The organism is Polyangium sp. 6x1, assembly GCF_029946515.1.
Taxonomy (GTDB): Bacteria; Myxococcota_A; Polyangia; order Polyangiales; family Polyangiaceae; genus Polyangium.
Genome location: NZ_JARZHH010000018.1, coordinates 11,884 through 29,258 on the forward strand (window position 1 = coordinate 11,884; position 17,375 = coordinate 29,258).

15 protein-coding genes are annotated in these 17,375 nt (G+C 68.2%); 6 read left to right on the forward strand and 9 right to left on the reverse strand.

The window, feature by feature from the left end; all coding sequences use genetic code 11:
• Positions 1 to 10 precede the first annotated feature (10 nt).
• On the reverse strand, positions 11 to 1,201 hold the full coding sequence (locus tag QHF85_RS18565) for a hypothetical protein (protein ID WP_281328550.1): 1,191 nt from the start codon (positions 1,199 to 1,201) through the stop codon (positions 11 to 13).
• A gap of 101 nt (positions 1,202 to 1,302) precedes the next feature.
• Between QHF85_RS18565 and QHF85_RS18570 the strand changes: the two genes are divergently transcribed.
• From QHF85_RS18570 to QHF85_RS18580, 3 genes are all read left to right on the forward strand, one after another.
• Positions 1,303 to 1,743, forward strand: a complete 441-nt coding sequence (locus QHF85_RS18570) for a hypothetical protein (protein ID WP_281328551.1) — start codon at positions 1,303 to 1,305, stop codon at positions 1,741 to 1,743.
• Positions 1,744 to 1,801: 58 nt separating this feature from the next.
• Positions 1,802 to 2,467, forward strand: coding sequence for a hypothetical protein (locus tag QHF85_RS18575; protein ID WP_281328552.1), 666 nt, complete (start codon positions 1,802 to 1,804; stop codon positions 2,465 to 2,467).
• A gap of 153 nt (positions 2,468 to 2,620) precedes the next feature.
• Positions 2,621 to 3,229, forward strand: a complete 609-nt coding sequence (locus tag QHF85_RS18580; protein ID WP_281328553.1) for a pentapeptide repeat-containing protein — start codon at positions 2,621 to 2,623, stop codon at positions 3,227 to 3,229.
• Between the two features lie 6 nt (positions 3,230 to 3,235).
• Here the strand turns inward: QHF85_RS18580 and QHF85_RS18585 are convergent, their stop codons facing one another.
• Genes QHF85_RS18585 through QHF85_RS18605 form a run of 5 tightly spaced genes read right to left on the reverse strand, consistent with a single transcriptional unit; the run spans position 3,236 to position 8,065 of the window.
• Positions 3,236 to 4,042 carry a carbohydrate ABC transporter permease gene (locus tag QHF85_RS18585; protein ID WP_281328554.1) on the reverse strand — a complete coding sequence of 269 codons (807 nt, stop codon included), beginning with the start codon at positions 4,040 to 4,042 and terminating at the stop codon, positions 3,236 to 3,238.
• On the reverse strand, positions 4,039 to 4,917 hold the full coding sequence (locus QHF85_RS18590; protein ID WP_281328555.1) for a sugar ABC transporter permease: 879 nt from the start codon (positions 4,915 to 4,917) through the stop codon (positions 4,039 to 4,041). The genes QHF85_RS18585 and QHF85_RS18590 overlap by 4 nt, the downstream gene beginning before the upstream one ends.
• The gene (locus QHF85_RS18595) at positions 4,914 to 6,185 is read right to left on the reverse strand and encodes an ABC transporter substrate-binding protein (protein WP_281328556.1); all 1,272 of its coding nucleotides are present in this window, start codon (positions 6,183 to 6,185) and stop codon (positions 4,914 to 4,916) included. Before QHF85_RS18595 ends, QHF85_RS18590 begins: the two co-directional genes overlap by 4 nt.
• Positions 6,182 to 7,267: an ABC transporter ATP-binding protein gene (locus QHF85_RS18600; protein WP_281328557.1), complete on the reverse strand. Its 1,086-nt coding sequence runs from the start codon at positions 7,265 to 7,267 to the stop codon at positions 6,182 to 6,184. Before QHF85_RS18600 ends, QHF85_RS18595 begins: the two co-directional genes overlap by 4 nt.
• Before the next feature lie 3 nt (positions 7,268 to 7,270).
• Positions 7,271 to 8,065, reverse strand: a complete 795-nt coding sequence (locus QHF85_RS18605) for an HAD family hydrolase (protein ID WP_281328558.1) — start codon at positions 8,063 to 8,065, stop codon at positions 7,271 to 7,273.
• Positions 8,066 to 8,255: 190 nt separating this feature from the next.
• Here QHF85_RS18605 and QHF85_RS18610 point away from each other — a divergent pair, with 190 nt between their 5' ends.
• Positions 8,256 to 8,639, forward strand: a complete 384-nt coding sequence (locus QHF85_RS18610) for a hypothetical protein (protein WP_281328559.1) — start codon at positions 8,256 to 8,258, stop codon at positions 8,637 to 8,639.
• 10 nt (positions 8,640 to 8,649) lie between these two features.
• On the opposite strand, the gene treS is transcribed toward QHF85_RS18610, so the two are convergent.
• Both treS and QHF85_RS18620 read right to left on the reverse strand, forming a co-directional pair.
• Positions 8,650 to 11,964: a maltose alpha-D-glucosyltransferase gene (treS, locus tag QHF85_RS18615; RefSeq protein WP_281328560.1), complete on the reverse strand. Its 3,315-nt coding sequence runs from the start codon at positions 11,962 to 11,964 to the stop codon at positions 8,650 to 8,652.
• On the reverse strand, positions 11,961 to 13,973 hold the full coding sequence (locus tag QHF85_RS18620) for an alpha-1,4-glucan--maltose-1-phosphate maltosyltransferase (protein ID WP_281328561.1): 2,013 nt from the start codon (positions 13,971 to 13,973) through the stop codon (positions 11,961 to 11,963). Before QHF85_RS18620 ends, treS begins: the two co-directional genes overlap by 4 nt.
• Positions 13,974 to 14,077: 104 nt before the next feature.
• Between QHF85_RS18620 and QHF85_RS18625 the strand changes: the two genes are divergently transcribed.
• Positions 14,078 to 14,932, forward strand: coding sequence for a hypothetical protein (locus QHF85_RS18625; RefSeq protein ID WP_281328562.1), 855 nt, complete (start codon positions 14,078 to 14,080; stop codon positions 14,930 to 14,932).
• Between the two features lie 16 nt (positions 14,933 to 14,948).
• Here QHF85_RS18625 and QHF85_RS18630 read toward each other — a convergent pair whose 3' ends face one another.
• On the reverse strand, positions 14,949 to 16,508 hold the full coding sequence (locus QHF85_RS18630; protein ID WP_281328563.1) for a 4-hydroxyphenylacetate 3-hydroxylase N-terminal domain-containing protein: 1,560 nt from the start codon (positions 16,506 to 16,508) through the stop codon (positions 14,949 to 14,951).
• A 146-nt stretch (positions 16,509 to 16,654) separates the two neighbouring features.
• On the opposite strand from QHF85_RS18630, the gene QHF85_RS18635 reads away from it, so the two are divergent.
• Positions 16,655 to 17,371: a hypothetical protein gene (locus QHF85_RS18635; protein WP_281328564.1), complete on the forward strand. Its 717-nt coding sequence runs from the start codon at positions 16,655 to 16,657 to the stop codon at positions 17,369 to 17,371.
• The last annotated feature ends 4 nt before the right edge of the window (positions 17,372 to 17,375 follow it).

The following is a 17,375-nucleotide window of genomic DNA, read 5'->3' on the forward strand; positions in this document are numbered from 1 at the left end:
GTTTTTCGCTTCAATCGGCCGGCGCCTCGTCCCCGCGCCGCAGCACCTCGCGCGCCACGATCTCGGTGAGCGTATAAATCACGAATGCGTCCTGATCGTCGATCGGCTTCTCGTGGTCGCGGGCGTGGATCTTCTTCCGCCGCTCGTTGATCGCGCCGAACACGCTGTCCTCGAACTTTCCGATCCGCTTGTGCTGCCGGCACGCTTGCACGAGCTCGCCGAGCGTCGCCTTGCCGATGTCCTTGCCGCCCACCTGCGTGACGGCCGGCGTCACCTTCGAAAGCATTCGCTTGAGCATCGTCTCGGCGAGCCGCGCGCACGCCACCACGACCCGCTGCGGCTCGCGCGCTTCGAGCGAGAGCCGTGCCGAGGCGAGCTCCCGCAAGGTCTCCCGATCGTCGGTGTCCCAGGTGAAAAGCGAGACCGGCAAGGCGAGCGTATCCGTGGCGAGCGTCGTCAGCACGACCTGCGGCCCGTGCATCTCCTCGACGAGCTCCAGGTAGCCGAGCGCCACGAGCTTCTGCAATCGCAGCATGAGGTCGCGGTGGCCGAGCCCCACGTCGTTGATCATCACGGTCGCGATGTCGCTGCCGTTCTTGCCGACGAGCTGGAGCACCCGATAATCGAGCGTATCGAGCGGCCTCGTCGCGCCCTCGATGGATTCGCTCCGGAGCACCTCCCGCGCCCTGCGCAGCGCGTCCGCGTCGAATCCGTAAAACCACGCCTGGTGGTGCAAGACGAACGGAATCAGCGCGGCCGAGAACACCGAGAGCGTGACGTCGAAGGCGAAGCTCGGCAGGGCCATCTTGGCGGGCCAGGCGACGAGGACGAGCCCGTCGAGGGCCACGACGCTCTGCCAGACCGAGGTGAGCGCCGGGTAAATCGCGAGCAGCGTCCGGTGTTGCCCCGCGGTCACGTCCGTGGCGCCGAGGCGGATCAAGATCAGCACGGCCGGAAAGCAGGCGAGCAGGAGGAAGACGACGCAGAGCCGCGCGAAGAAGCGCGCTTGGGCCAGGGCGGAGGCGTCGATCCAGAGTGGCTCGAGGGCGCGGGCCACGAAGGGCAGGGCCACGGCCAGGAGGATCACCGGCAGCATCGAGAGGAAGTGGCGATCCTTCAGGGGGGAGAGGTCGGCGAGCGGGCGCCTCGCGCTCGTCCCGGACTTCTCTTCGGTGGACCTCGGGGCGGACAGGGCCGTCATCGCGGCGAGGATATCCTCGTCCCGAAAAAAAGTTGGTCACAGAAAGGCCCCACCTCGCAACGTGCCGATCGCGCGACGCTCGCGCTCGGAGGGAGGACGTGATGGTGAACGTGTGGAAGGTCTCGACGCTGGTGCTCGCGGGAGCGCTCGTCGTCGTCGTCGGCAGGGGGGCGGTGCAGGAGTCGGCTGCGTGTGACGCGGAGCTGCCGACGGCCGAGCAGATCACGCGGCTGAAGCTCGCGCGGGGCCTCGCGTTCCTGGAGCGCGCCGAGCAAGAGGTCGAGCAAGCGAGCGCTGCCCGCCCGCGCGAGCGCGCCAATGCGCTCGCGCAGATCGCCAAGGCCAAGGTTTCGATCGAGCTCGCCCTCGGCCCCGCCGCCGAGCCCGAGCCCCGCCCGCTCCCGAAGCCCGTGCCGCGCCCGCTGCCGCGCAAGACCACCGAGACGCCGGCCACGCAGGCGGCGGGGACGACGGTGCCGGCGAGCGTGGTGAACCCGTTTTTGGTGTCCACGCGCAAGGATCCGCTGAACGCCCGCAACTGATCCCGAACGTTCGCGCGCGCCTCGCCAACCAAACGCGCGTTCGAGCGTCCAAGGGCCCATGGCCTACCGCGACGACGCGCACGCCCTGGAGATCAAGAAGTCCGAAATCGAGGCGCGCCTCGCGCACATCGAGGCGCAACGACGCGAGCTCGCCGAGCTATCGCGCGAGGCCGCGGACCTCGGCGAGGAGCTCGCGGACGTGAAGCGCCGGCTCGAAGAAAAGCGGCGCTTGCCCTTGCTCTCGCGTGTCGAAGTCGCGGCCCCTTGCAGCGCCGCATGGGCTTCGATGGTGGGCGACGATCGCGTGAGGTTCTGTTCGTCCTGCGAAAAGAACGTCTACAACCTCTCGGCCCTGACGGCCCAGGAGGCGGAGCAGCTCCTTCGCGAAAAAGAGGGCAAGCTCTGCGTCCGGTACTTCCAGCGCAAGGACGGGACGGTGATGACGGATGATTGTCCCGTGGGGGTGCGTAGACGGCGCGTGCGACGGTCGGTGGCCACGGCGGCCGTGATGGTGGGCGCGTTGGGCGCGTTGGGCGCGGGGATCGATACCCTGCGGTTTCTTCGGAACTACGAAACGATGCTGCTCGATGAAAAGCTCACGCGCGTGGAGCCCGCGCGCGATGCGCACCCGCCCGAGCTCCTCGGCAAGCTCACGCCGGAGCAATTCCTGCTGCTCGACGAGGGCGCGGAAAAGGCGCCGGAGAAGCCCGCGGAAAAACCTTAGGAGACGCACCTCGTGCTGCGGCTGTTGGGCGTGTCCTCTCCCGCGACCGTGGTGCCATGGATGACGACGGGCAAATCCCCTCCGCGAGTCGTTGACAACGCGTGGGCCTGCGGCAATTGTGTCCGGCCCATGGGGATTGCGCCTGGAGGGGAAGTGAATCCATTCGAAGGTAAAAATTCGTTCGACGGCGAGACGTTCGACAAGGTCACGCTCGAACGAGCGAACCTCGGTGATCGAGAGTTCTCCGATTGCGTATTTCGACGCTCCAGGCTCAGCGAGGGCCGATGGACGCGGACGCGACTCGAGGGCTGCATCTTCGAGGAATGTGATCTGCGTCAAGCCGACGTCACCATGCTCTCGCTGCGAGGCGTGACGTTCAAGGCCTGCAAGCTGATGGGGATCAACTGGACGAAAATTGCGAAATTCCCCGACGTGTCGTTCGAGGACTGCGACCTCCGCTATACCGTGATGGACTCGCTCGCGCTACGCAAGACGCGCTTTCTGCGGTGTGCGATCACCGAGTCGGTCTTCGCGTCGATGGACCTCTCCGGCGCCGTGTTCGAGGAGTGCCGTTTCGCGGGGACGCGCTTCGACGATTGCGACCTTCGCAATGCGCAGTTCCCTCGCTCCTCGGATCTGTTCGTCGATCCGGCGAAGAACAAGGTGAAGGGCGCTCACGTTCCGCTCGAGACGGCCATCCTCCTCGCGACCTCGTTCGGCATGCGCGTGCTCGGCTTCGACGGCGAGGACCGAGACGTTTGAACGTCGCTACCCGACCCGCGCCGTCACCGCCCGAAGGATCTGCTTTTGCACCGCCGCGAAGAGCGCGAGGACGGGCAAACTCAGAATCACGTTCCCCGCCATCACGATGTGCCAGCGCACGCCCGTTCCTTGCTCGCGGAGCAGGGCGACCGCGAGAGGCAAGGTGCGGACGTCGTCGTCGGTCGTCATGACGAGCGGCCAAAAATAATCGTTGTAATGGAACACGAAGCTGAAGAGGAAAAGCGACGCGAGCGTCGGCCGTAGCATCGGCGCGAGCAGGCCGTAGACGATCCGGAGCTCGCTCGCGCCGTCGAGCCGCGCCGCCTCGATCATCTCGTCGGGCACCGAGAGCAGCGCTTGCCGCACGAGGAACGTACCGAGCGCGCTCACGCCGAACGGCAGGACGAGCGCGGCAAACGTGTTCACGAGGCCGATCGGGCCGAGCATCGAGAAGACCGGGACGAACGTCACCTGCGCTGGGATGAGCAGGCACGCGAGCACCAGGGCAAACGCGACCTTCTTGCCGACGAAATGCAATTTCGCGAGCGCGTATCCCGCGGGCAAGGCGAGCAGGATCTGGAGGAGCGCGATGGCCACGGCCATGGCCGTCGTGTTCAGGAAATATCGGCCGACGGGGATCGCGGTGAGGACCTCACGGTAGGCGTCGAACTGGATCGATTTCGGGATCGGCCACGCGGGCGCCGCCACGATCTCCGGCAAGGTCCGGAGCGAGGTGAGCACCATCCACGCATACGGCCCGACCCAGAGCAGGGCCACGACCCCGAGCAGGATCCCCGAGAATCGGAGCTTCATGCGCGCCTCGCGCCTGGCTTGCCGAGCCGCCAGGAAAGGAGCTGCAATGCGGTGAGCCCGAGCAGGAGCACGAAGAACGCGACGGTCATCGCGCTCGCCCGGCCGACGCGCAGGTTCACGAAGACGTGCTCGTAAATCGCGTAGACGAAGACCGTCGTCGATTTCACGGGCCCGCCCTGGGTCATCACGCGGACCACGTCGAAGGCCTGGAACGAGAGGATCAAGCTGGTCGTCCCGACGAACGAGGCGCTCGGGCGCAGCATGGGCCACGTGACATGCAGGAACCGCGAAAAGGGCCCGGCCCCGTCGAGCGCCGCGGCCTCGTGCAAGGAGCGCGGGATGTCCTGGAGCCCCGCCAGGAAAATCACCATCGAATACCCCGTGATTTTCCAGACGCTCACGGCCGCGAGCGTGTAGAGCGCGACCGCCGGATCGCCGAGCCAGTTCTTGGGCGTGATGCCGACCGCGCGGCAGAGCGTCGAGAGCAGCCCGCCGTCCGCGTCGAGGATCCACATCCACAAGAGGGCCACGGCGACCCACGAGACGACGTACGCGCTGAAGACCGCGCCCCGCACGAAAGCATAGAGTTTTCCGGGCCGATCGAGCGCGAGCGCGAGGCCGAGGCCGAGACCGAGCGAGAGCACCACGACCACGACGCTATAGGAGAGCGTCCGCCCGATCGTGCCCCAGAGCTCGCCGCTCGCGAGGATCTGCCCGTAGTTCGCGGCGCCCACCCATTCGGGGGGCGTGAGCATGTCCCAGCGATACAAGCTGTTCTTGAAGACGAGCGCGAGCGGCCAGAAAAAGAAGAGGCCGAGCACGAGCGCCGTCGGGGCGAGGAAGAGGTACGGATCGAGCGGGCGCTTCGGCTTCATGGCTCCCCCGCGGCGCGGCGCGCCTCGTCGAGCGTCGCCCGCGCGTCCCTCCGGGCGAGGACGGCCTCTTCGAGCCGCGGCTGCACCGCCTCGCGCTGGATGCGGAACAAGGACGGCGCCCACGGCCACGCGAAGGCGTCTTTTAATTGATCGAGCGCGACCCGATCGTTCGGATGCTCGCGGTAATACCCGCTCGCTTCGAGCTCGGCGAGCCCCTTCTGCGAGACGGGCAGATATCCCGTCCGCGTGGCCCATTCGTTCGCCTGCCGCGGCTGCATCATCCATTGCAGGAATGCGCGGGCCGCGGGGCGCTCGGGCTCCGACGAGGCGGCCGGGATGACGAACATCGTGCCGCCCGTGGGCACGCTCCGGCGCACGTCCGCCGGCAGCGGCGCGGCGCCGACCGGGAACTTCGCGTTCGTCTCGAGGTACTTGAGGAACGCGGTCGACGTCCAGATCATCGCCACCCGGCCCGCCAGGAAATCGTTGTTCGTGGCTTGCCAGGCATTGTAATCGCGGCCCGGCGGCGGCTTCATCGTGCGCTCCTCGTGCACGAGCCGCTGCCAGAATTCGAGCGCGCGCACCCCGGCCTCCCCGCCGAGCGAGGGCGTCCCGTCGTCCTCCACGACGGTCCCTCCCGCCTGGCCCACGAGCGCCACCCAGAACCACCAATCGATGGGGCAAGCGAATCCGTGGCGGGTCACGGTCCCGTCGCTCGACCGCAGCGTCGCCGCGCGGGCCACGGATTCGAGCTCGCTCCAGGTCGTCGGCGGGCGCAGGCCGAGCTCGTCGAAGAGCGCGCGGTTGTAATACGCGATCGGCGTCGACCGATTGAAAGGCGCGCAGACGATGGGCCGCTCGCTGCCCCGCACGAAACACCCGGTTTGCCCGAGGGCGGGGACGACGTCGCCGGTCACGTGGTTCGTCTCGTCGATCGGCAGGAGCGTCCCGGCCTGCGCGAGGTAAGGCACGACCTCGCCGACGACGTGCGTGAGCGCCGGCGCCGCGCGCGCCGCGATGGCCGTGCGGAGCTTCGCCAGCGCCTCGAAGTAGTCGCCCTGGTAGATGGCCTTGATGCGATACGTGGATTGCTCGGCGTTGAACCGATTCACCAGCGAGAGCAGCACCTCGCGGTTGGTCCCGCCATACGCGAACCACAGCGACGCCTCGCCGTCCTTGCCGCCGCGCGCGCAGCCCGCCCCCGCGAGGGCGGCGAACGACGAGGCGAGCGTGATCAGCGCGTCCCTGCGCCCGAGGCGCACGCTCATCCTCGCGCCTCCGCGAGCCTTCGGCCCGTCTGGGCATCGAAGAACATGCAATGGCGCAGCTCGACCGCCGCGAGCAGCGCGTCGCCCGGCGAAAAGGCCCCCCAGCCCGGCATGCGCGCCGCGATCCGCGTGCCCGACGCGTCGAGATAGAGATACGTCTCGGCGCCGAGCGGCTCGGCGTGCACGACCTTCGCGGAGATCGAGATGTCGTCGGCGCGTGGTTTGTCGCGCACGATCGATACATGCTCCGGCCGGATCCCCACGACGACGCGGTTCGGCAGCCCGAGCGTGACCGGCACCGAAAAGAGGAGGCTCGGCGCCTCGATCGTCCCCGCGTGGTGCGTCGCCTCGATGCGATTGATGGCAGGCGTCCCGAGGAACGAGGCCACGAAGACGTTCGCGGGCGCCTCGTAAATGTCCCTGGGCGCCCCCACCTGCTGGAGCACGCCGCCCTTCATCACGGCGATTCGATCGCCGATCGTCATTGCCTCGACCTGGTCGTGCGTGACGTAAATGCTGGTGACGCCGAGCCGGCGCACGAGCGAAGCGAGCTCGACGCGCAATTCGGCCCGGAGCGCGGCGTCGAGGTTCGAGAGCGGCTCGTCGAAGAGAAAGACCCGCGGCGAACGCACGATCGCCCGCCCCATCGCGACCCGCTGCCGCTCCCCGCCCGAGAGCTCCCCGGGGCGCCGATCGAGCAGCTTCGACAAACCGAGCATCTCCGCCGCCTCGCGGACCTTTTTGTCTTGCTCGTCGCGCGGCATGCCGCGCATTTTGAGCGGGAAGGCCAGAATCTCGCGCACCTTCATGTGCGGGTAGAGGGCATACCCCTGAAACACCATCGCGACGTCGCGGTCCTGCGGCGCCACGTGCGTGACGTCGCGCCCGTCGATCCGGATCGTGCCCGCGTCGGGCGTATCGAGTCCCGAGACGAGGCGCAGCGTCGTCGATTTGCCGCAGCCCGAGGGGCCGACGAGCACGAGCATCTCGCCGTCGCGCACGTCGAGATCGAGTTTGTCGAGGGCGGGGATTTCGGTGCCGGGGTGCCGCCGGACGAGGCCGCGGAGCTCGATCGTCGCCATGGCTCAGGTCCCGACGACGACGAGCTCGGGCACCTCGGCCGCGCGCGCGAGCAATCCCGCCTTCGGGCGCACGCCGACCGGCACGCGCGAGGCCGCGAGCATGGGCACGTCGTAACTCGAATCCCCGAACGCGCCGAGCAGCGTCGCGCCCGGGCAGGCCTCGCGCAGCGCGATGGGCTTATTGTCCCCATACACGGGCCGCCCGGCGAGCTCGGCCGTGATGCGCCCGTCTTGCATGCGCGGCGTCATCGCGACGACGCGATTCGCCGGGATTCCGAGGAGCGCCACGCCAATCTCGACGATCCAGCGCGGCGAAGCCGAGACCACCCACACGGGCACCTTTTCGGCCTCGGCCCAGGCGAGGATGGGCAAAAGAAATCGATGCAGCCGCGCTTCGAGCCCTCGCGAGGCGACGACGCGCCGGGCAAACCCCTCCGCCTCCGCGAGGGAAAACCCCGCGAAGACCCAGGCCATCATGGCGAAGGCGCGCGCTTCTTCATAGGTGCCGTCCGCGAGCGCGCGATAGAGGCCCTGCGCGATGTCGATCGTGCTGCCGTCGGCCTTCACGCCGGCCGCGTGGGCCTCGACGATCAGCGCCTCGCGCGCCTCTTCGCGCACCACCGCCTCTTCGATCAGCGCCTCGAAGAGGTCGTTGCCGACGTCGCCGCTCCAGAGCGTACCGTCTGCGTCGAACGCGAGGACCGGGTCCTCCTCGCGCGGGAGCGCCGCGCGCGCGGCCACGAGGCGCCGGACGACGCCCTCGGGGGTCTCGTGAATCGGGGTTCGGCCTTGCTGCACGGCCTCCCCCCTACCACATCCAGGGCGCGGCGGGGGATCCTGCAGGCAAACGAGGCCGTCCGTCGCAGTCCTTGCGCCGCCGCGCACGCCTTGCGTGTCACGGCGACGAGATCCGCCTCGACCTCGGGTATTTCTCGATGTTTTGCGTGGCTTCGCCCCGCGGCACGATCGTTGCGATGTCGGCTTTCCCATGAACACCCGACATGCCGTCGTTTGGGTCGATCACAATGAAGCGCATATTTTCCACCTCACGCCCGACAGTTATGCCGGCGAGGTGATCCGGTCGCCGCACGCGCACACGAAGCTGCACCGCAAGGCGGGCCCGACGGCTTCGTCGGGGCACGCGAGCGAGGACCCGCATTATTATCACGACGTCGCGATGCACCTCGCCGGCACCGAGGAGATCCTCGTGGTCGGCCCGGCGAACGCGAAGCTCGAGTTCGTCCGTCACCTCGAGCTCCACCATCACGACCTGCGCGCGAAGGTCGTCGCGGTGGAGACGATGGATCACCCGACCGACAAGGAGATCGCCGCCCACGCGCGCGCCTACTTCAAGCGCGAAGGCACGCTGTAGCGAGCGTCCGTCAGCCCTCGAGCATGCGCGCGAGGCCGCGGAGCGGGATGCCGATCCAGTCAGGGCGATTGTCGAGCTCGTAGCCGATCTCGTAGATGCACTTTTCGAGCACGTAGAAATCGAGGAGGAGGTCGATGTCGGGATCGCTTTTCGGGAGAAACTCGCTCTCCGCGGCCGCGCCGAGGTACCCGGCGAGGTAAACGGCCTCGGCCCAGGCGACCCAGGCGTTCGTCCAGGGTTCGAGCACGGGCAGGTCCTCGGGCCGCGCGCGTCCGGAGGCGAGGGCGGAGGCCCCCGCGTAATCGAAGGAGCGGAGCATGCCGGCCACGTCCCGGAGCGGCGTGCGGCGGTAGCGTCGCGTGGCGAGTGGGCGTGTGGGTTCGCCCTCGAAATCAATGAAGACGAAATCGTCGCCGGTGAAGAGGACCTGGCCGAGGTGGAAGTCGCCGTGGCAACGAATTCGCGTGGCGTCGACCTTGCGTGCGCCGATCGCCTTGAATCGCCGGTCGACCTCGTCCTCGCGACCGCCGATCTCTCGCGCGACCTCACGCGCGCCCTCCGGCAATGTGTGCGCGCGCCGGCGCACGGCGTCGAAGGTGCGGGCGAGCATCGCGTGCGCGGCTTGATAAAGCGATTGCTGGTGCAGCGTGGAGTAGGGCTCGCGGCCGAACGTGGTGTCGGTCGCGTCGGCCGCGAGCGCCGCGTGGAGCTCGGCCGTCCTCTGCCCGAGTTTCTTCAGCCAAACCACCTGCGCGCCGAGGAGATCGTGCACCGTGGGCGGCAAGGGAGAGCGCGCGCGTTCGGTGAACGTGCCCCGCGGCAATGGCGGCGCGGCGCCCGCGCGCGCGGCCTCGTCGGCGAGGACCCTTTCGAAGAAGAGGTCGAGGGATTCGAGCGTGGACTGGAACGCATTCCCCCGGCTCGGCACCCATTGCTGGACCATGCCGAGCACCGTGCGGTCGCGCCCGGGCACCTGGTATTCGACGGCGCCGCCGAGCCGCGGGACGTTCGGGTACCCGCGCGCGTCGAGGAACGCCTGGACCTCGAATTCGGGATTGATGCCCTCCTCGACCTGGCGGAAGACCTTGAGCATCACGCTCTCGCCATACACGAGGATGCTGTTCGATTGCTCGGCCGAGAGGAGCCGGCCGCGCTCGGTGGCCTCGTCCGGGACGCTCTTCAGGAAGGGGTGGGGGAGGAACCGCAGATCGCCGCGCGTGCCGGTGAATTTCGCGCCCTGGCGCACGAAACGGAGGAGCGCATTCGAGAGGTCGGGGTCGACGAGCGCGTCGATGAGCGTACCCTCGACGACGTCGGTGTGCCCATTGCTCACGTGCAGGCGCACGGCCGCGATGACGGCGTGGGCTGCGGTCTCTTCGAGCTCTCGCGCGCGCTCGCCGGTCGCGAAGGTGATCGGCAGGACGTAGGTCTCCGGAGGCCCGGAGGCGAAATCGACGCGGACGAAGAGCAGCCACGCGAGCGGGGCGCTCGGCTCGCCGAGGGGAATGGCGTCGAGGATCGACGCGCTCGAACGCGCGCGGCCCTTGCTGCGGAAATACCGCCGCCCCGCGAGGTAATTGCAGAGGATCCGTTCGAGCGAGCGCCGGCCCTCGGGCCGCCGGACGAGGCTCTCGATGGACTGGTAGGCGAGCAGGACCGGGAGCCTCTCGCGCGGCGCGATTTCGAGGGGCGCCGTGCGTTCGAGGCCGAACCAGAAGAAATCGTGGGGCCCGAGCGAGAGCGGGTATTTGCCTTCGACCTCGGGGAAGCGGGTCCGGCCGAAGAGCTCCGTGGGGACCATGCCGCGGAAGCGCGAGAGGTCGAGCTCGACGAACTGGCCATATCGCGAGAGGTTCGCGACGACGAGCACGTTCTCGTCCCGGTAGGAGCGGACGAACGCGAGGACGCGGTGGTTGTCGGGCTGGAGGAACTCGATCGTGCCGCGGCCGAAGACCTCGTATTGCTTGCGCAGGCCGATGAGGCGCTTCATCCACCAGAGCAAGGACTGCGGGTTCGCCTGCTGGGCCTCGACGTTGACGGCCTCGTAATGGTACTCGGGGTCGACGATGACGGGCAGGTAGAGGCGCTGGGGGTTGCACCGCGAGAACCCCGCGTTGCGGTCGGAGCTCCATTGCATGGGCGTGCGGACGCCGTCGCGATCGCCGAGGAAGATGTTGTCGCCCATGCCGATCTCGTCGCCGTAATAGAGGACGGGCGTGCCCGGCAGCGAGAAGAGGAGCGCGTTCATGAGCTCGATGCGGCGACGCGTGCGCATGAGCGGGGCGAGGCGGCGGCGGATGCCGAGGTTGATGCGCGCGTTGCGCTCCTCGGCGTAAACCTTGACCATGTAATCGCGGTCCTCGTCGGTGACCATTTCGAGCGTGAGCTCGTCGTGGTTCCGGAGGAACGTCGCCCACTGGCACGTCTCGGGGATCGATGGGGTCTGGCGGAGGATGTTGACGATCGGGAAGCTGTCCTCGAGCTCGACCGCCATGAACATGCGCGGCATGAGCGGGAAGTGGAAATTCATGTGGCATTCGTCGCCGGCGCCGAAATACGCGGCGGCGTCGCTGGGCCACTGGTTCGCCTCGGCGAGGAGCATGCGCCCGCCCTCGTAGCGGGACTCGATGTGGGCGCGGAGCTTTCGCAAGAATGCGTGCGTCTCGGCGAGGTTCTCGCAGTTCGTCCCTTCGCGCTCGTAGAGGTACGGCACCGCGTCGAGGCGCATGCCGTCGACGCCCATGTCGAACCACAGATCGACGACCTCGAGCAGCGCCTGGTGGACGGCTGGGTTGTCGAAGTTGAGGTCGGGCTGGTGGGCATAAAAGCGGTGCCAGTAATAGGCCCGCGCGACCGGATCCCAGGCCCAGTTCGAGCTCTCGAAATCCTGGAAGATGATGCGCGCCTCCTCGAAGCGGTTCGGCGCGTCGCTCCAGACGTAGAAATCACGGTGCGGATCGCCGGGCGGGGCGCGGCGCGCGCGCTGGAACCAGGCGTGCTCGCTCGACGTGTGATTGAGGACGAGCTCGGTGATGACGCGGATGTCCCGGTCGTGGGCCTCGCGGAGCAAGCGGGCGAAGTCCTCGCGCGTGCCGTAGCTCTCGCTGACGCCCGTGTAATCCGCGATGTCGTAGCCGCCGTCGCGGAGCGGGGAGGGATAGAACGGTAGGAGCCAGATTGCCGTGACGCCGAGGTCCTGGAGGTAATCGAGTTTGTGCACGAGCCCCGGGAGATCCCCGATCCCGTCGCCGTTCTGATCGTTGAACGCGCGGACGTGCAGCTCGTAGACGACGGCGTCCTTGTACCAGAGGGGATCGCGCTTCATAGGAAATACTCGTAATCGGTCTCCCTGCGGGCGAGCCTCCGTGCATGGAAGATACAGGCGGGCGACGTCCGCGGGTCGATCTCGACCCAGTTTCGCTTTCCTCGGAACGTATAACGCGCGCCGCTCAGGAGGTCATGGACCTCGAAGCCGCGCCCCGCGTCCGTGAGGCCCGGCAGATCGAGCTCGACCCACGCGCCGTGGCGGTGATACGGGTCGAGGTTGACGACGACGATCAGCGTGTCGTCGCCGTGCGTCTTGCCATAGGCGAGGACGAGGTCGCTGTCCGTCTGGAAAAAGCGGAGATTGTCGTTGCGGGCGAGGGCGCGGTGCTCCATCCGGATGCGGTTCACGCGCGTGATCATGGGGCGCAGGCTGTCCGGCCTGCGGAGGTCCCAGCGGCGGAGCTCGTATTTCTCGCTGTCCGCATACTCCTCGGCGCCCTCGCGCGGGGGCTTGTGCTCCATGAGCTCGAACGCCGGGCCATAAATGCCATACGAGCTCGACAGGGTGGCGGCGAGGACGAGGCGGAGGAGGAACGCCGCGGGCTCGCCATTCTGGAGGTGCTCGGGCAGGATGTCGGGCGTGTTCGGCCAGAAGTTCGGCCGGTAAAACTCGGCGATCTCGGTCCTCGTGAGGTCGTGCATGTACGACGTGAGCTCGTCCTTGGAGACGCGCCAGGTGAAATACGTGTACGACTGGGTGAAGCCGCGCTTGGCGAGGCCGTACATGAGCGCCGGGCGCGTGAAGGCCTCGGAGAGGAAGACGACGTCGGGGTGGTCGCGCTTGATCGAGCGGATGACCCATTCCCAGAACGGCAAGGGCTTCGTGTGCGGGTTGTCGACCCGGAAGAAGCGGACGCCGCGGGCGATCCAGAACCGGAAAATGCCTTCGAGCGAGCGCCAGAGCTCGGGCCACTCCTCGGTCTCGAAATCGAAGGGGTGGATGTCCTGGTATTTCTTGGGCGGGTTTTCGGCATGACGCGCCGTGCCGTCTGCGCGGCGCGGGAACCACCCGGGATGCTCTCCGACCCAGGGGTGATCGGGCGAGGCCTGCAAGGCGATGTCGAGCGCGACGTCGATGCCGAGGCGCGCCGCGGCCTGGAAGAACCTGTCGAAATCGTCGAGGGTGCCGAGCGAGGGGTGCACCGCGGTATGCCCGCCCTCGGGCGCGCCGATGGCCCAGGGGCTCCCGACGTCGCCTTGCTCGGCGATGAGCGTATTGTTTTTCCCTTTGCGGTTCGTGTGGCCAATCGGATGGATCGGCGGGAGGTAGAGGACGTCGAAGCCCATTTCGGCGACATACGGCAGGCGCGCCTCGGCTTCGGCGAAGGTGCCGTGGAGGCCGGCGTCGCCGAAGGAGCGAGGAAAGACCTCGTACCACGCGGAAAAGCGGGCCTTTTCGGGGTCGACCACGACCTCGAGCACGCCCGGATATCGCGTGGCGAGGCGGCGATCGGGGTGGCGCGCGGCGGCCATGCAAAGGCCGCTGTCGAGCGCGAGCGTGATTCGTTCGGTGAGCGGGAGCGTGTCGTCGCGCAGGCGCGCGGCGATGTCCGTGAGGGAGCGGGCGTCGTCGCCGGTCGCGTCCTTGGCGGCCTGTTCGAGCAAGATTGCGCCGTCGAGGATGTCGACGGAGACGTCCTGGGCCGCCTCGACGCGTTTCTTCAAATCGCGGCGGAACGTACCGAACCGATCGATCAAGGCCTCCACGGTGTATTGCCAGAGGCCGATCGTGTCGGGCGTGAACGACGCGACGAATCGATCGGGCTCGGCGGTGGCTTCGAGCGGGACGGAGAGCCAGGGCGGATCGGGATCACCGACGGACGGCGCGGGGCGATAGAGGAGCGAGCCGACGAGCAGATCGTGCCCGTCGGCGTACACGATGGCCGAGACGTCGATGCGATCGCCGAGGATACGTTTGATCGGGAAGCGCCCGCCGTCGATCTCGGGACGGACGCGCTCGATTTGCACACGCCGGCGGCCTTCTTCAGGGAGCTTGTCGAGATCCACCGAGGCGCTTCGATGCGCCCGGGCGCAGCGTGGTTGTCCGAGCGGGCGGGCCCGGGAAAAGAAAGGTTGTCGTCCGGCCGAGGTCCAGGGTAGTGGCGGACCTCGTGATCGAAGCATCCCTGGATCCCCATTTGCGCGCCCGCATCGTCTCGTCCCGGCCCCTGCCCGGCGTTCGGGCGGGGTCGGCGCTGGTTTGGCACGACGAGCGATTGCTCGTGATCCAGGACGACGCATTCTCCGTGGTGTGGGTCGATCCGGCGTCGGAGGCGATTTCGCGTGTCACGCTCGAAGGGAGCGGGGAGGAGCTGCCCAAGTCGAAAAAGCCTGATTTCGAGGCGGCGTTCGTCGGGCCGGGGCGCGTCGTGACCCTTCTCGGCTCGGGATCGGCGGACACGCGGAGGCACAAGGCGTCGCTCGATCTCGATCACGGCCGCGTGCACGTCGCGGACCTCGGGCCCCTCTTCGACGCCGTCGAGGCGCGGCTCGGGGCGAGGCCGAACATCGAGGGCGCGGTGCTGTCCGGCGAGGTCCTGCGGCTCTTTCATCGCGGCGCGGGGCGCGTGGCGAGCGCGATCGTAGACGTCGCCCGCGGCGCGCTCGAAGGGCGCGGCGTGGAGCTCCTCGGTCACAGGATGTACGATCTCGGATTCGCGGGAGGCGTGCCGCTGCATTTCACGGACGCGGCCGCATTCGGCGGGCGGACGTTGTACCTCGCCGTCGCCGAGGGCACGCCGAACGCGATCGACGACGGGCCGGTCGTGGGCGCCGCCGTCGGGTTTTTCGCCGGGGATCGAGCAAAATACGCGATCCTCGAAGAACCTTCGGGGGAAGGCTCGTGCCGCAAGGTCGAGGGGCTCGCGTTCGATCCGGAGCGAAAGGCGATCTGGGCCGTCACGGATCCCGATGATCCCGAGCGGCCCGCGGAGCTCTGCAGGATCGCGCTGGACGGGTTTTTCTGAGGCGAAGATTTCGGTTTCACCACGACGACGGGCGCCGCCGCGAGGAGACGACCGGGACGAGCTCGTTCGGGGTGAAGAGATCCTTGGTGCGCCAACCTTCGAGGTCGTACTCGTCGAGGCAATGGCCCGCGAAGGCCTTGCAGCGCTCGGCGAGGCCGCTCGTGGTGGCCGTGCTGAGCACGTCGATGCGCATGTCGTCGGCGCTCTCCATGCGGTCGCCGGAGGCGAAATGGCTGTCGATCTGGCCGCCGAGCGCGTCCCAGAGCAGCTTCGTGAGCTTGACCCGGTCGAGCGCGGTGTAGCCGTTCTCGCCGCGCACGAAGCGCTCGAGGTAGGCCCGCGTCTCGGGGTTCATGAAGTCGCTCGCGTTCGCCGAGAGGAAGACGTGGCCATTGCCCACGGCCCGCTCGATGACGTCGCGCAGCCGCGGATACGCGAGGGTCGAAAAGATGCGGAAGGACAAACCATGCTCGGGGTTCGGGAGACATGCGCCATTCGCCCAGGGCGCCGGGACCCGCGCCTGCGCCTCGGTGAGGCCCCAGAAGAGATTGCGGTAGGAGAGGACCTCGCCGAGCGCCGCACGGACCTCGGGCGAGCCGCCGGTGCCCGCCGCCTCGACGGAGCGAAGGAGCAGGCCCGCGAGGAATTCGAGCTTGACGCTGAGGCGCGTGCACTCCTGGAAGCTCACGCGCGCGGCGAAGGAGGCGCGCTGGAAGGCCATCGCCTGCGCAGCCTCGTCGCGGTACAGAAAGACGTTTTCCCAGGGCACGAGCACGTCGTCGAACGAGAGGACGGCCTCGTCCTCTTCGAGGCGGCTCGTCAGCGGATGATCGAAGGGGCTGCCGTGGAGCTTCGTGCTCATGGTGGCGCCCGGGCGGCATTGCAGCTTCACGCCGCGGCTGCCCATGGGCACGACGAACGAGAGGAAGCACTCCTTTTCGCGCACGATGCCCGGCTGAACGACGAAGCTGCAATGGGAGAGCGCCGCGGCCGAGGGGACGATCGTCGTGCCATGGACGACGATTCCGGCGTCGGTCTCGCGCTCGACGTGGAGCGGCGTCGGGGCCGCGGCATTCGGCGAGGGGACGCGAGGATCGAGCATCGCGTGGTGGAAGAAGAGCGCTTGCCCGCTCGCTTTGTGATACCAGCGCCGCGCATGATCGGCGAAGCGGCCATACACCTCGGGCGCGGCGCCGAGCGTGGCGACGAGGCTCGCGCCTTCTTCCGGGCTCTGCCCCATCCAGCCATACGTGATGCGCGCCCATTCCGCGATGGCGTCGCGGGCCGAGACGAGGTCCTCGACGCTCCGCGGGACGCAGAAGAAGCGGTGTGTCCGGGCACCCGAGCCCATTTCCGTCTCCGCCGTGAGCGTCTCCTGCCGCGCTGGATCGTGCAGGGCGTCATAGAGCCGCGCGAGCATCCGCGTGGCGTTGCGGAAGAACGGGTGGTTCGGCACGTCGGTGACGCGCTCGCCGCGGATCCAGACGTCACGCCCGTCACGCAGGCTCTCGAGGTACTCCGCGCCGGTGAGCGGGCGGGTGCGAGACGCAGTGCCATTCGTGCGAGAGGCGCTCATGAAGTCGTCTCCTGGAGAAGCCCGGTCGTCTCGACCGGTCCGCCCGTCCTGCCGCCAAATTTCGCCCAGAATACCCCACAGCGCTGCGAAAGGACGTCGCTTTTTTTGGCGCGCCCGGCGAGCCAGTGCAACATCGCGAGCGCCCCATGCGGAGCCCGCTCGTCCGAACGTTCGTCCTCGTCTGCGCGCTCGCCCTCAGCGCAGGCTGCTCGCGCGAGGTCGCCGAGCTCGACGCTTCCTTCCTCCTGCCGCCGATCTCCACGGCTGAGCCGCGCGCCGCGCTCGCCCTCGACTGCGACGATCTGCCCCCGCTGTCGGCCGAAGAAGCCGCTCGTCCGCCGCTGTCGCCTCCGCGCCTCGAAAAATCGACACCGCGGGGAAAACCGCCGGCCTGGAACGCGCTGGCGGACGTAACGCTGCCGGATCCGGTCGCGGACAAGGTGGACGCGATCGATGAGGCGTATTTCCGGCGGACGGGCAAACACGTGACGGTGACGAGCGGGACGCGGGACGCGGCGCGGCAGGCCAAGGCGATGTACAAGATGCTGCGCGTCGGCGGCGATCCGATGCAGCTCTATCGGAACAAGGAGGCCGCGCGGGAGGTCAAGCAGGCCTACGAGCGAGCGCGCGCGGCGCGCAAGGAGCCGGACGACGTCGTCGCCGCGATGTACGAGGTGCTCAAATCGCAGATCGCCCGCGGCGTGTACATTTCGGCGCACCTCCGCGCGGGGGCCGTGGACGTGCGAAACCGCGACATGTCGTCCGCCGACAAAAAGGCGTTCGTCGCGGCCGTGAACGAGGCGAAAGGCGTGACGCTGCTCGAGGAGTCGGCGCCGCCGCACTGGCATTTGCAGATCGATTGAGGGC

Coding starts and splice junctions, on each gene's coding strand:
- QHF85_RS18575 (WP_281328552.1), top strand. CDS start 1,802: ATGGCCTACCGCGACGACGCGCACGCCCTGGAGATCAAGAAGTCCGAA.
- QHF85_RS18595 (WP_281328556.1), bottom strand. CDS start 6,185: ATGAGCGTGCGCCTCGGGCGCAGGGACGCGCTGATCACGCTCGCCTCG.
- QHF85_RS18590 (WP_281328555.1), bottom strand. CDS start 4,917: ATGAAGCCGAAGCGCCCGCTCGATCCGTACCTCTTCCTCGCCCCGACG.
- treS (WP_281328560.1), bottom strand. CDS start 11,964: ATGAAGCGCGATCCCCTCTGGTACAAGGACGCCGTCGTCTACGAGCTG.
- QHF85_RS18585 (WP_281328554.1), bottom strand. CDS start 4,042: ATGAAGCTCCGATTCTCGGGGATCCTGCTCGGGGTCGTGGCCCTGCTC.
- QHF85_RS18610 (WP_281328559.1), top strand. CDS start 8,256: ATGAACACCCGACATGCCGTCGTTTGGGTCGATCACAATGAAGCGCAT.
- QHF85_RS18570 (WP_281328551.1), top strand. CDS start 1,303: ATGGTGAACGTGTGGAAGGTCTCGACGCTGGTGCTCGCGGGAGCGCTC.
- QHF85_RS18565 (WP_281328550.1), bottom strand. CDS start 1,201: ATGACGGCCCTGTCCGCCCCGAGGTCCACCGAAGAGAAGTCCGGGACG.
- QHF85_RS18630 (WP_281328563.1), bottom strand. CDS start 16,508: ATGAGCGCCTCTCGCACGAATGGCACTGCGTCTCGCACCCGCCCGCTC.
- QHF85_RS18600 (WP_281328557.1), bottom strand. CDS start 7,267: ATGGCGACGATCGAGCTCCGCGGCCTCGTCCGGCGGCACCCCGGCACC.
- QHF85_RS18635 (WP_281328564.1), top strand. CDS start 16,655: ATGCGGAGCCCGCTCGTCCGAACGTTCGTCCTCGTCTGCGCGCTCGCC.